The 12,520-nt window shown below is 74.7% G+C and carries 13 protein-coding genes; 6 read left to right on the top strand and 7 right to left on the bottom strand.

Going from position 1 to position 12,520, the window contains the following annotated elements:
- Positions 1–86 precede the first annotated feature (86 nt).
- Entirely contained in the window at positions 87–332 is a 246-nt protein-coding gene (locus tag AB0F13_RS00130; RefSeq protein WP_362072559.1) for a hypothetical protein, read from the top strand.
- On the opposite strand, the gene AB0F13_RS00125 is transcribed toward AB0F13_RS00130, so the two are convergent.
- On the bottom strand, positions 302–964 hold the full coding sequence (locus tag AB0F13_RS00125) for a haloacid dehalogenase-like hydrolase (RefSeq protein ID WP_362072556.1): 663 nt from the start codon (positions 962–964) through the stop codon (positions 302–304). The genes AB0F13_RS00130 and AB0F13_RS00125 overlap by 31 nt on opposite strands.
- A 122-nt stretch (positions 965–1,086) precedes the next feature.
- Positions 1,087–2,091, bottom strand: coding sequence for a hypothetical protein (locus AB0F13_RS00120; protein ID WP_362072553.1), 1,005 nt, complete (start codon positions 2,089–2,091; stop codon positions 1,087–1,089).
- 154 nt (positions 2,092–2,245) lie between these two features.
- On the opposite strand from AB0F13_RS00120, the gene AB0F13_RS00115 reads away from it, so the two are divergent.
- Positions 2,246–4,690, top strand: coding sequence for a helicase C-terminal domain-containing protein (locus tag AB0F13_RS00115; protein ID WP_362072550.1), 2,445 nt, complete (start codon positions 2,246–2,248; stop codon positions 4,688–4,690).
- Positions 4,691–4,785: 95 nt separating this feature from the next.
- Here the strand turns inward: AB0F13_RS00115 and AB0F13_RS00110 are convergent, their stop codons facing one another.
- The 3 genes from AB0F13_RS00110 to AB0F13_RS00100 all read right to left on the bottom strand — a co-directional run bounded on the left by AB0F13_RS00110 (position 4,786) and on the right by AB0F13_RS00100 (position 8,209).
- On the bottom strand, positions 4,786–6,213 hold the full coding sequence (locus AB0F13_RS00110; protein WP_362072547.1) for a PTS transporter subunit EIIC: 1,428 nt from the start codon (positions 6,211–6,213) through the stop codon (positions 4,786–4,788).
- Between the two features lie 32 nt (positions 6,214–6,245).
- Positions 6,246–7,181 (bottom strand): N-acetylmuramic acid 6-phosphate etherase, encoded by a 936-nt coding sequence (gene murQ / locus AB0F13_RS00105; protein ID WP_362072544.1) that lies wholly within the window; start codon positions 7,179–7,181, stop codon positions 6,246–6,248.
- 98 nt (positions 7,182–7,279) lie between these two features.
- On the bottom strand, positions 7,280–8,209 hold the full coding sequence (locus tag AB0F13_RS00100) for a MurR/RpiR family transcriptional regulator (RefSeq protein ID WP_362072541.1): 930 nt from the start codon (positions 8,207–8,209) through the stop codon (positions 7,280–7,282).
- 75 nt (positions 8,210–8,284) lie between these two features.
- Here AB0F13_RS00100 and AB0F13_RS00095 point away from each other — a divergent pair, with 75 nt between their 5' ends.
- Positions 8,285–8,647 carry a hypothetical protein gene (locus tag AB0F13_RS00095; RefSeq protein ID WP_362072538.1) on the top strand — a complete coding sequence of 121 codons (363 nt, stop codon included), beginning with the start codon at positions 8,285–8,287 and terminating at the stop codon, positions 8,645–8,647.
- Positions 8,648–8,665: 18 nt separating this feature from the next.
- Positions 8,666–8,941, top strand: coding sequence for a DUF4031 domain-containing protein (locus tag AB0F13_RS00090; RefSeq protein WP_362072535.1), 276 nt, complete (start codon positions 8,666–8,668; stop codon positions 8,939–8,941).
- A 42-nt stretch (positions 8,942–8,983) separates the two neighbouring features.
- On the opposite strand, the gene AB0F13_RS00085 is transcribed toward AB0F13_RS00090, so the two are convergent.
- The gene (locus AB0F13_RS00085; RefSeq protein ID WP_362072532.1) at positions 8,984–10,240 is read right to left on the bottom strand and encodes a Cmx/CmrA family chloramphenicol efflux MFS transporter; all 1,257 of its coding nucleotides are present in this window, start codon (positions 10,238–10,240) and stop codon (positions 8,984–8,986) included.
- Positions 10,241–10,288: 48 nt separating this feature from the next.
- Positions 10,289–10,957, bottom strand: a complete 669-nt coding sequence (locus AB0F13_RS00080) for a hypothetical protein (protein WP_362072529.1) — start codon at positions 10,955–10,957, stop codon at positions 10,289–10,291.
- 218 nt (positions 10,958–11,175) lie between these two features.
- On the opposite strand from AB0F13_RS00080, the gene AB0F13_RS00075 reads away from it, so the two are divergent.
- Positions 11,176–11,493, top strand: a complete 318-nt coding sequence (locus tag AB0F13_RS00075; protein WP_362072526.1) for a hypothetical protein — start codon at positions 11,176–11,178, stop codon at positions 11,491–11,493.
- 300 nt (positions 11,494–11,793) lie between these two features.
- Positions 11,794–12,498, top strand: a complete 705-nt coding sequence (locus tag AB0F13_RS00070; protein WP_362072523.1) for a copper homeostasis protein CutC — start codon at positions 11,794–11,796, stop codon at positions 12,496–12,498.
- The last annotated feature ends 22 nt before the right edge of the window (positions 12,499–12,520 follow it).

Genomic DNA, 12,520 nt, shown 5'->3' with positions numbered 1-12,520 from the left:
ACGTCCTCGGGTCGTACCTGTGCGCGTCCGATCTGTTCGTGGTCATCCGGCCGCCATACCGCCGCCCAGGGATCTACCCTGGTCAGGTGAGTAGCGAAACGCCCCGAGCCGGGGATCTGCTGGTACGGACCGGCGCCGTGATCTTTCTTGTCGGCGCTGTGGCCACGATGGCCACGGTGGCCCCGTTGTTTCTCGGCGCGGATCCGCTGCCGCCCGCGGCGTACTTCGTCTGCATGCTGATGGGCGTCGGCTTCGTCGTCGCCGCGGCCGGGGTGCTGCGCTCGGTCGCCGAGCAGCGCCGTCAGGCCCGCGCGGCGAGCTCCGCCGCGTAGTAACCGCGCAGCCAGCCGGGGAAGTCCGTGAGGCCGCCGGGCAGGACCACGTCCGCCCCGGCCGCGCGCAGTTCCGCCGCGTCGCAGGGGCCGGTCGGCACCGCCACGGACAGCGCACCGGCCGTACGCGCCCCGCGTACGTCGCCGACGTGGTCGCCGACGTAGACGGCCGCGCCGTGTTCGCGCAGGGCCACGGCCTTGCCCTCGGCCCACAGGCCGCCGACGAGCTCGTCGGGCTCGATGCCCAGGTGGTCGAGGTGGAGCCGGGCGTTGCGGGGGAATTTGGCGGTGACGACGATGGCCCGGCCGCCCAGTTCGCGGACGGCGGCCACCGCCTCCCGGGCGCCGGGCATGGCGGGCGACAGGGCGATCCCGTGGGACGGATAGGCGGCCAGGTAGATCCCGGCGGCCTCCTCGACCTTCTCCTCGGGGAACCAGTTGCGCAGTTCGTGGTCGAGCGGCGGGCCCAGTCGGCTGACGACGAGGTCGATGTCGATGTACGCGCCCGTGGCGGCGACCAGGCTCTCGTAGGCGGCTCTGATGCCGGGGCGGGAGTCGACCAGGGTGAGGTCGAGGTCGAAGCCGACCGTGAAGCCGCCGACGGTGACGTCCTTGCGCGGGTACGAGGTCATGCGCCCATTCTGGTGGTGCCGGGTCAGGCCGTGGGGGGCAAGTCCCCTGACCCGCCCCTTCCCGTAACCGGGGGCTCCGCCCCCGGACCCCCGGTCCTCAATCTCCCCAGCTACCGCAACCGTCACCCCGGGCGCCGCGCACGCCACAGCACGAACACCGCCGACGCCACCGCCGCCACCTTCACCACCACCGGCCACGTCTCCGACAGAGCCGCCCCCATCTCCCCCTGCGGTATCGGTTCGCCCCACCGCCCGTTGACGCGGCCCCACAGCCAGACCAGGCCACCCGCGGCGACCAGCCCGGGCACGCCCATGACGGCCAGTTTCGACTCCGTCTGCGTGAGGCGGCGCGTGACGTAGGCGAGGGCCCAGCCGGCGGCCAGCGCGATCCAGTTGCCGGTGACGGCGCCGGCGACGAGCAGCACCGCGACCAGCAGGAGCAACGGGCTCAGGGGAACGCCGGAGCGCGAGCGCCAGAAGCTGAAGCGGCGCTCGTCGGTGCCCTCCGGGTCCTCGTCCGGTTCGCGCGGGGCGGCGGCCCCGGCCGGCTCCTTGGACTGCGGCTGCTTGGACTGCGGACGCCCGGGGTGGGGCTGCCCGGGCCACAACTCCCCGACAGCCTCGCCGGCCCCGGGTGCCCTCCGGGCGGCCTCCGGCGGCCTGAGCATGTCGGCGATCTCGATGCCGCCGACAAAACCGTGCACCTCGTCCCCGCCCCGCGGCGGTCCGGGCTCCAGCCCCCACCCCTCCGGGACGCCGCCACCGCCCAGCGGCCGCAGCTCCTCCTCGGTCGCCAGGTGCGGCGGCAGCGCGGCACCGGCGGTACGGGGCGTACGGACGGAGACGGCCTCGTCGTGCCGCCGCTGCACGGGCACCCGGCCCGGCCCCGCGGCCCCGGGGGTGCCGTCGGCGTCGGCCACGGCCTCGGCGGGGGTGCCCAGTCCGTCGAGGATGCGCTGCACGGCGGCGGGGGTGTCGGCGCCCTCGGCGGCCCGGCGGCGCTCGATCTCCGCACGCAGCCGCGAGACCAGGCGCATGCGGTCGCCCGAGGTGAGCGCCTGTCTCTGGGCGAGGTCCCCGACCTTGCTCAAATAGTCGTAAACAAGCTGATCGCTCTCGATCCCCATCGGAACCCCCAAGACCGCACGAGCCGTCGAACCCCACCGAAGGTACCGGTTGCGGACCCACGGGTCTCCGGCCACGGAGGAAGCCGGGAGCCAAGCGGGGCCAAGGCGGGCCGAAGCCGGGGCCGGCCGGCGAGGACCCGGTACCGTAAGCAGAATGACCACTTCGCGGGAGACCGGCAGCAGCGCCAGCACCGGCAGCGCACCGCGCACGCTCGCCGAAGAGCTGCGCACCCGCCCCGACGACGCCCTCGCCACCCTGCTGAGCGCGCGGCCCGACCTGCTCAACCCGGTGCCGGGCGACCTCACCCAGCTCGCCACCCGGGCGTCCACGCGCGCCTCGGTCGTCCGCGCCCTGGACCGCCTGGACCGGTTCGCGCTGCAGGTCGCGGAGGTGCTCGCGGTGGCCCCGGACCCGTGCTCGTACGACACGCTCGCCGGGCTCATGGCGGGCACCCCCGCCGACGGGTCGACCGACCCGCGCATCGCCGCCGCCCTGCCCAGAGCCGTCGGCACGCTGCGCGACCAGGCCCTGGTGTGGGGTGGCCAGGAGCGGCTGCGCCTGGTCCGCACGGCCCGCGAGCTCCTCGCACCCAGTGCCGCGCACCCCTCCCCCACGGGCCTGGGCCCGGGCGTCGCCGAGGCCACGGCAGGCATGTCGCCGGGCCGGCTGCAGGAGATCATCGCCGCGGCCGGGCTGCCCGCGACGCACGACCCGGTGACGGCCGTCGCCGCCCTGACCGAGCTGTTCGGCGACCGTACGCGGATGGCGGCGCTGCTCGCCGACGCCCCTGCCGAGGCCACCGCCGTCCTCGGCAGGCTGCTCTGGGGCCCGCCCTACGGCACGGTCACCGCCGAGCCCGCCCCGCATCTGCGCTGGCTCCTGGACCGCGGGCTGCTGCTGTCCACCGGTCCCGGCGGCGTGGTGCTGCCCCGTGAGGCCGCCCTGCATCTGCGCGCCGGGCGCGCGCACCGCACCCCCGAGCCGGTGGCGCCGGAGCTCGCGCCCCTGACCGAGCACTCCGCGCGCGTGGTGGACACGACCGCCGCCGGCCAGGCCTTCACGGCGCTGACGACCGTGGAGGAGCTGCTCAAGGAGTGGGAGAGCGCCGGCCCGCTCGTTCTGCGCGCGGGCGGCCTGAGCGTACGGGACCTCAAGCGCGCCGCGGCCGCCCTCGACACGACCGAACAGGCCGCCGCCTTCTGGGCCGAGCTCGCCTACGCGGCGGGGCTGCTAGCCTCCGACGGCGACGTCGACGAGCGGTACGCGCCCACTCCCGCGTACGACGACTGGCTGCTGCTGCCCGCCGAACAGCGCTGGACCCGCCTGGCCGTCGCGTGGCTCGCGGCCACCCGCACGCCGGGACTGGCGGGCGAGAGGGACGCGAAGGGCCGCACGCTGGCGGCGCTGGGCCCGGACCTGGACCGGGGCCCGGCCCCGTACGTGCGCCACCGGGTGCTGGCCCTGCTCGCCGAGCTGCCCCAAGGGGCGTCCGTCTCGGCGGACACCCTGCTGGCCCGGCTGCAGTGGGAGCGCCCGCCGCGCACGGCGACGGACGACCTGCGCTCCCGGCTGGCGCTGTGGACGCTGGCGGAGGCCGACCAGCTGGGCATGACCAGCCGCGGCGCGCTCTCCGGCCACGGCCGCGCGCTCCTGCGCGACCCGGCCGCCGCCGGGGGCGTGCTGGCCCCGCTGCTGCCCCAGCCCCTGGACCACGTGCTGCTCCAGGCCGACCTGACGGCCGTGGCACCCGGCCCGCTGCGCCGCCCGCTGGCGCACACCCTCTCCGTGCTGGCGGACATCGAGTCCAAGGGCGGCGCGACCGTCTACCGCTTCACCCCCGAGTCCGTGCGCCGCGCCCTCGACGCGGGCCGCACGGCGGCGGACCTGCGGGCCTTCCTCACCGAGCACTCGCGTACGCCTGTGCCGCAGCCGCTCGCCTATCTCATCGACGACGTCGCCCGCCGCCACGGCCGGGTGCGGGTCGGTGCCGCGTCGTCGTACCTGCGCTGCGACGACGAGGCGGTGCTGGCGGAGATCCTCGCCGACCGCCGTTCGGCACCTCTGCGGCTGCGCCGTCTGGCGGCGACGGTCCTGGCCTCCCAGGCCGCTCCCGACGCCCTCCTGGAGGGCCTGCGTGCGATGGGCTACGCCCCGGCGGCCGAGTCCGCGGAGGGCGACGTGCTGGTCACCCGCGCCGACACGCACCGCACGCCCCCGCGCACGCCCCCCGCTCCGGTCCCGGACGGTCCGCCCGTGCCCGACAGCACCCTGCTGGGCGCCGCCGTCCGCGCCATCCGCGCCGGCGACCTGGCCTCGACCACACCCCGCAAGCCCACGGCCGCCCCTGCCACCGCCGGCGGCCTCCCGCGCACCACCTCCGCCGACACCCTGGCCACGGTGCAGGCCGCCGTCCTGACCGGCGCCGCCGTGTGGATCGGCTACGTCAACGCCGACGGCGCCGCCAGCCAGCGCGTCATCGCGCCCATCCGCGTGGAGGGCGGCTACGTCACGGCCTACGACCACACGGCCGACGAGGTCCGCACGTATCCGCTGCACCGCATCACGGGCGTCGCGGAACTGGCGGACGACGCCGTCTGACCGGGGCTCCGCCCGAAATCGAGCCCGTCCGGCGCTTGAGGACACAAGCACAGCCAGCCCGTCCGGCGCTTGAGGACATGGGGGCACCGGCCCGCCTACCCCCCGCCCCCGGCGGGGCCCCGCATCTCCTCGCTCACCCCGAAGAAGTACGTCGCCACGAACCCCACCCCGTACCCCACCAGCAGCCCCGCCCCGTAGACGGCCACCGCCTCCCCCACCCCGTGGTCGCCCTTGAGCAGCGGGAAGAGGGCCCAGCCCGAGGGCCCGATGGCCGTGGCGCCGACCTTGTCGCCCAGCTGGTTGAGCAGGCCCACGAAACCGCCGGCGCACGCGCCGCCGGCGCACGCCGTGACGAAGGGCCGCCCCAGCGGCAGGGAGACCCCGTAGATGAGCGGCTCGCCGATGCCGAGCAGGCCCGCCGGGAGCGCCGAGCGGATGACCTTGCGGACGGATGTGTTGCGGGAGAGGCGGACGTAGACGGCGAGGGCCGCGCCGACCTGGCCGGCGCCCGCCATGGCGAGGATGGGCAGCAGCACCGTGTAGCCCTGTTCGGTGATGAGCGTGGTGTGGATGGGGATGAGGGCCTGGTGCAGGCCCAGCATGACCAGGGGCAGGAAGAGGCCGCCCAGGGCGAAGCCCGCCGCGGCGCCGCCGTGGGCGAGGAGCGCGTCGGCGTAGCGGCCGATGGCCGAGGAGACCTCGCCGGCGACGAACATCAGCCCGTAGAGCGTGACCAGCCCCGGCAGCAGCACCGTCAGGAACGGCGTGCACAGCACGTCGAGGGCCTCCGGGACGACGCGGCGGCAGCCCCGTTCCACGTACACCGCCAGCAGCGCCGCGGCCAGCGCGCCGAGGACGCCGCCCTGGCCGGGTGAGAGCTTCTGGCCGAAGGCGTCGACGTGGGTGACGCCGGGGGTGACGACGACGGCCGCGACCGCGCCGCCCAGGATGGGCGTGCCCCCGAACTCCTTGGCCGTCTGGTAGCCGACGAAGACCGCGATCAGCGACATGAAGCCGGAGGCGATCGCGGTCAGCGCCGGCACGAGCGAGGGCAGCCCGTGGAGGTTGGCGAGGAGCCCGGCGAGGCCGGCGATGAGGCCGCAGCCGATCAGGGCGGGGATCAGCGGCACGAAGATCTGCGCGATGCGGCGCAGGAAGAGCTTGAACGGCGTCGCGTTGCGGGCCCGTTGCCCGGCCCTGAGCCGCGCACCGCGTGCCGCCAGCGCTTCGGCGCTCACCGCGGGGGCGGCCGCGAGCCTTTCCAGCTCGGGGGCCACGCGTGCGACCGTGCCGGGGCCGAGCACGATCTGGTACGACTCCGCGTCCTCCACCACGCCCAGCACGCCCGGCACCGTTCGCAGCGCGTCGCCGTCGGCTGCCGAGCGGTCGCGGACCTCCACGCGCAGGCGGGTCATGCAGTGGGTGACGGAGAGCAGGTTCGCGGCGCCGCCGAGGAGGGGAAGGAGCGCGGCGGCGGTGGCACTGTGTCTGCCGGGGGCGCTGTGGTCGTCGTCTGCGGGCATGGGGCCTCGGTCGGTCGGGATATGACGGGGCGTCAGTCAGCTGCCGCGCGGAGGGCCGCGCGCAGATGGCCGTGCGACTCGTCGAGGAGGCGGGCGGCGGTGGGTCCGTCGACGTCGCCGAGGAGGACGAGGATGGCGTTCTTCACCTCACCGCCGGTGGCGGCAAGCGCGGCCTCGATCTCCGCGTCGGGGGCGCCCGTCGCGAGGGAGACGATGCGCCGCGAGCGGGCGCGCAGCTTCTCGTTGGAGGCGCGGACGTCGACCATCAGGTTTCCGTACGTCTTGCCCAGCCGGATCATCGTGATGGTCGAGAGCATGTTGAGGACGAGCTTCTGCGCGGTGCCGGCCTTCAGCCGTGTCGAGCCGGTGAGCAGTTCGGGCCCCACGACGACCTCGATGGCGTGCTCGGCGGCCGCGCCCAGTTCGGAGCGGGCGTTGCAGGACAGGCCGATGGTCAGCGCCCCGGCGGCGCGGGCGTGCCGGACGGCGCCGACGGCGTAGGGGGTGCGGCCGGAGGCGGAGACGCCGACGACGGTGTCGTCCGGGCCGGCCTTCAGCGCGTCCAGGTCGGCCGCGGCCAGCGCTTCGCTGTCCTCGGCGCCCTCGACGGCGGCCACCAGGGCCGGGGGACCGCCCGCTATCAGGCCGACGACCTGCGCGGGGTCGGTGTTGAAGGTCGGCGGGCACTCGCTGGCGTCCAGCACCCCCAGCCGCCCGGCGGTACCGGCGCCCGCGTAGATCAGCCGCCCGCCGCGCGCCATCCGGGCGGCGGTCGCGTCGATGGCGGCGGCGATCTCGGGGATCCGCTCGGCGACGGCGCCGGCCACCGTCGCGTCCTCGGCGTTCATGATCTGTGCGATGGCCCGGGTCGGCAGCCGGTCGATGTCGGCGAGGTCGGCGCGGAACGCCTCGGTGGTCAGCGTCGCGAGCTGGGCGCGGAGGGCGGCGAAGGCAGCGGTCGAGGTCATGGGCTGGCGGCTCTTCTCCGTTTCGGTGCCGGATTCGGTTTCGGTTCCGGTGCGGATTCGGTTTCGGTTCCGGTGCCGGTCGGTGCGGGTCCGGCGGATCAGCGCCGGTCGCGCGGGTCGTGCCGGTGCGCCAGCGCCTCGTACGACGCGGACAGGGCGGGCGCCGCGCTCTCGTACGTACGCTGGGCGACGCCGATGAACAGGCAGTCCACCACGAGAAGCTGGCTGGTGCGGCTCGACATGGCCGCAGGCCGTAGTTCGCTCTCCCGTGCGGAGGACGTGGTGAGGATGTGGTCCGCGTACTGGGCGATCTCCCCCTGCGGGCGGCCGGTGATCGCCACCGTCGTCGCGCCGCGCTCGAAGGCGACCCGCAGCGGCTCGATGACGTCGGTGGTGCGCCCGGAGTGGGTGATGGCGATCGCCACGTCACCGGGGCGCAGCTGGACGGCGTTGGTGACGGCCAGATGGGGGTCGGCCGGTGCGTGGGCGATCAGGCCGATGCGCAGCAGCTTCTGCACGAGGTCCTGCCCCACGAGGTTGGAGGCGCCGATCCCGTAGACGTCGGTGCGCCGGGCGGTGGCGAGGGCCGCGACCGCGGCCTCCAGCGTGGCGGTGTCGAGCCCGGCGGCGGTGTCCGCCAGGCACTGCGCCTCCTCGTGCGCCAGCTTGGCGACGACGCCGGTCAGCGGGTCGTCGACGGCGATGTCGGCGGTGACCGCGGGCGCCCGGCCCGCCGCCTGCTCGGCGGCCAGCGCGGCGAGCGCGAGCCGCAGGTCCCGGTAGCCGGGGTAGCCGAGGATGCGGGCGGTGCGCACGACGGTGGCCTCGCTCGTGCCCGTGCGCTCCGCGAGCCCGGTGACGGTGAGCGCGGCACAGCCCGCGGGGTCGCCGGCCACGGCCTCCGCGACCCGCTGCATGGAGCGGGTCATGGACGGGGCGAGCGTACGGACCTTCGCCGCCAGGGCGGCCGGAGGCGTCCGGGTGGTGGCAGGACCGGGGGAACGGGAGGAGCGGGAAGTTTCTTTCACCTTGCTGCTCACCTTCCGAAAGGTATTTTCGGCCCGGTGTGCCGTCAACCCACCGGTCCGCCGACAATGGGTCACATGGAGCTCGAAGAGGCACTGCACACGGCGCGGGCGCTGGTCCTCGCCGACCTGGTCGCGGGCGACGTGGCACAGGCCGATGTCGTCTCGCTCGTCGAGGACGCGGTCGCCCACCGGCGCTGGTGGGTGGAGCAGTGGCCGCAGGGCGCCGCCTTTCTCCCCGGGCTCGTCGCCCAGGACGTACAGGACGCGCTGCTGGAGCGGCACGGCCGCTGGCCGCTGTGCCCGGTGTGCACGGAAGGGGGCGACCCGCACGCGCTGGAGGTCGAGCCGGAGCTGGGCCCCGACCCGCACTGGGCCTGCACGAAGCAGGCGGTCCTCGTGGCACCGGTGGGATCCCTGGCAACGGCCCTGCGCCGGTGAGCGAGTGACGGTGCCCGGGTGACCCTCTACATCGACCCGCCGAACTGGGCCGGTCACGGCCGCATGTGGTCGCACCTGGTCAGCGACGTCTCGTTCGAGGAACTGCACACGTTCGCGGCCCGCCTGGGCGCCCCCGGCCGGGCCTTCGACGGCGACCACTACGACATCCCGTCGACGTCGTACGAGGCCGCCGTGCGGCTGGGCGCGGTGGAAGTGGGCAGCAAGGAAGTGGTCCACCTCCTGTGGGCGGCGGGCCTGCGACGGCGCAAGCGCTCGCGGCGCGCGGAGCAGTGACGGCGCAAGCGCTGCGGCGCGCGGAGCAGTGACGCCCGCGGGTCAGCCGCCGACGGACGACCGCGCGCCGGAGCGCACCGCTCCGCCCGCCACCACACGGGACTCGCCGCGGCGCAGCCAGGACGTCGCCGCCGTCGTCCCCACCGCGAGCGCGGCGAGCACCGCACCGGTCCAGGCGACCGCCGGGTAGCCCCAGCCGGCGGTGATGACGAGACCCCCGAGCCAGGGGCCGAGTGTGTTGCCGATGTTGAAGGCCGCGGTCGTCGTCGCGCCCGCCAGCGTCGGCGCGGCGTCGGCGACGTCGAACATCAGGGCGTTGAGCGCGGGCGCCGTGAGGAAGTCCGTGATGCCCAGCAGCAGCGCCAGCACGACCGCCGCGACCGGATGGTGCGCGGTCAGCGCCAGTACGGCCAGGATGACGGCCGAGGCGGCGATCCCCGCGTACATCGTCCCGAAGAGATGGGCGTCGGCAATCCGCCCGCCGACGGCCGTGCCGATCAGCGCACCCACCCCGAAGAGGCCGAGCACGGTCGGCACCCAGCTCTCCGCGAGCCCGGCGGACTCGGTGAGCAGCGGGGCGAGGTAGGAGAAGAGGCAGAACACGGCGGCGGCGTTCAGCGCGGTGGTGGCCAGCGCGAGCCACACCCGCGCGTCGCGGTAGATGGTCAGCTCCCTGCGCAGGCGCGGCGCGTCCGCGCCCGTCGGCGGCTTCGTCGCCGGTACGAGCGCCACGACCCCGGCGAGGCCGAGCGCCGACAGCGCGGCCACCGCCCAGAACGCGGCCCGCCAGCCCGCGTGCTGGCCCAGGAACGCCCCGGCCGGCACGCCCACGATGTTGGCGACCGACAGCCCGCCGACCATCACCGCCATGGCGCGCGCCCGCGCGTCCGCCGGCACCAGCGACACGGCGACCGCCGCGCCCACCGCCCAGAATCCGGCGCACGCCAGCGCGCTCACCACCCGCGACGCGAACAGCACCCCGTACGACGGCGCGAGCGCCCCCGCCACCTGCCCGAGCCCGAAGACGACCAGCAGCGCCATCAGCGTCGTGCGGCGCGGCAGCCGCAGCGTCGCGGCGGCCAGCAGGGGCGCGCCGACGACCATGCCTATCGCGAAGGCGGAGACCAGCAGCCCGGCCTTGGGGATGGACACGCCCATGTCGCGGGCCAGCGGCTGGAGCAGCCCGGAGAGCATGCATTCGGAGGTGCCCAGGGCGAAGGCGGACAGGCCGAGGACGTGGACGGCGACGGGCATGGGCGTGCGAGCGGGTGCGGTCCGGCTCGGTCTGGCGTTCGGCATACCGGCTGACACTAGACGCCCTCGCGGACGTAATCCCCCAGCCTTTGCTCAGGCGGTGAGCAGTTCCAGCTCCGTGGTGAGGTTGCGGCGCGCCAGGAGCTCCCAGCGGTCGTGGCCGAGCGGCGTGCGGAACAGGCGCGGCATCTCCAGCAGGTGCCGCAGCACGTCGGCGCGGCCGGCGCGGAAGGCGTCGTCGGGCACGAAGCCGTACTCCTCACGGACCGCCGCCGCGTAGGCCGCGTACTCCTGCGGCGTGCCGCCGAGGACGGCGAGGTCCGCGTCGCACAGCGTCTCGCCGTCGCGGTCGCCGGCGGCGGGGTCGTGACCCGTCGTGAGCCGTACGAGCCGGGCGACCTCGGCCGTGCGGGCCCGGTCGACGCCCAGCTCGGGCAGGGCGCGCTCGGCGAGGTGGGCGCTGCGCTCCTCGTTCTCGGAGCGGTCGGGGCGGTAGACGGCGTCGTGGAACCAGGCGGCGAGGCGGACGCTCCCGATGTCGTCGGCGTGGGCGGCCAGGGTGTCGAGGTGGCCGAGGACGGCGGCGAGGTGATCGACGGTGTGATAGCGGCGCTGCGGCTCGGACCAGCGGGCGAGGAGGTCGTCGGCGTACGGGCCGGGGTCGGGCTCCCCGGCGGTGCGGACCTGCTCGACGGTCTGCCGCCAGCGGGCGCGCAGGCCCTCGTACGGGGGTCCGGCCGGGTGCTCGGGCGTGAGTGCCATGGGTCAATTGTGGAGTACCGCGCGGCCGGGGTGGAACCGGCCGGAAACAAGCGGGAATCCGGCCTGAAATATTCCTTGTGCAGCTATAAACGCTCGCATGGAATCATTCGAATCGCTATTCACCTCTCCGGGCCGCTGCGTATAGATTTTTTAGGAATTCACTGTTGATTCGGGTATACGCGCCCGCAATGCAAATAATTGCCTTGGAGGCAAGCGATATGAAGAAGATGGCGAAGTTCGCCGCAGCAGCCCTGGGTTCGGTCGCCCTGCTCGGCGCCGTGCAGGGGACGGCGCAGGCCGCGACCACGACGGAGACCGTGCCGAGCTGCGTCAAGCTCGACGCCCCGTACAACATGTTCGGCGGCATAGTGAAGGCCACGGTGACCAACGGCTGCACTCAGTCCGTCAAGGTGAAGATCGTCTTCCCCTCGGGCCCGGGCGACAAGTGCCACTCGCTCGCCCCTCAGCAGAGCGTCGTGGAGGAGTACTGGTCCATGGGCTTCGGCCAGGTGGCCAAGGGCCTGCTCCCCTGCTGACGACCCGCATGAACGAGGTGCCCCGGCCGCACGCCCGGCCGGGGCACCTCGCGCGCGTCCGCTTCACACGGGCCCGGACGGCTTCTCCGCGCCCCTGAGCGACTGGTGCAGATTCCCGGCACGACGAGATCACGTGGCGGGAACCCAGCCCGGGCCGTGGTGCCACGCATGCCTCCCAGGACTTACGCTGTGCTATTGGACTAGACCTGTTGCCGTCTTCCCGACGCTTCGACTGACGTCCTGAGAGATTGCACGCACGTTGTCCCAATGACGCGTGCTACTGGAGAGGAATGGTGTCACGTGGGTAACGGTGCAATCTTGGAGGTGATCGCGCTCGGGCCCGAGGACGCGGTGGCGGCGCAGTCCGGAGGTGCGGACCGGCTCGAACTGGTCAGCGACATGGCCGCCGACGGGCTCACCCCCGCGTTGGAGACCTTCGCGGCGGTACGTGCCGCCGTCGACATCCCCGTACGCGTCATGCTCCGTGCCAGGGACGGCTTCTCGGCCGGAGGCGCCGCGGCGCTCACGGCCCTGTGCGAGGACGCGCGGGCGCTGCGCGCGGCGGGCGCGCAGGAGTTCGTCCTCGGCTTCCTCACCGACGACGGCCGCGCCGACCTGTCGGCGGTCTCCGAGCTGGCCGGGGCCGTCGGGCCGCGGGCCCGGTGGACCTTCCACCGCGCCATCGACCGGGCGGCGGACCGCGACGCCCTGCGCAAGCAGCTCGCCGACCAGCCGGGCCTCGACACCTACCTCACCGCCGGCTCCGCCTCCGGCGTCGACGACGGTCTCGCCACGCTCCTCGCGGAGGCGGCCCGCAGCGACGAGCCGGGCTACGAGCCGCGGATCCTCGTGGGCGGCGGCCTCAAGCTCGAGCACGTCCCCGTCCTGCGCGCCGCGGGCCTCACCGCCTTCCACATCGGCGGCGCGGCGCGTCCGGCGGGCTGGGACTCGCCGGTGGACGCGGCCGCGGTGCGGACGTGGCGCGAGGCACTGGACGCGCAGTAGCCGTCCCGGGGCTCGGCCCCGG

Source organism: Streptomyces sp. NPDC026206, assembly GCF_040638465.1.
In the GTDB taxonomy this organism is placed as follows: Bacteria; Actinomycetota; Actinomycetes; order Streptomycetales; family Streptomycetaceae; genus Streptomyces.
Note: the sequence above shows the minus strand (reverse complement) of the source record. Positions and strands in the feature narration are given on the sequence as shown.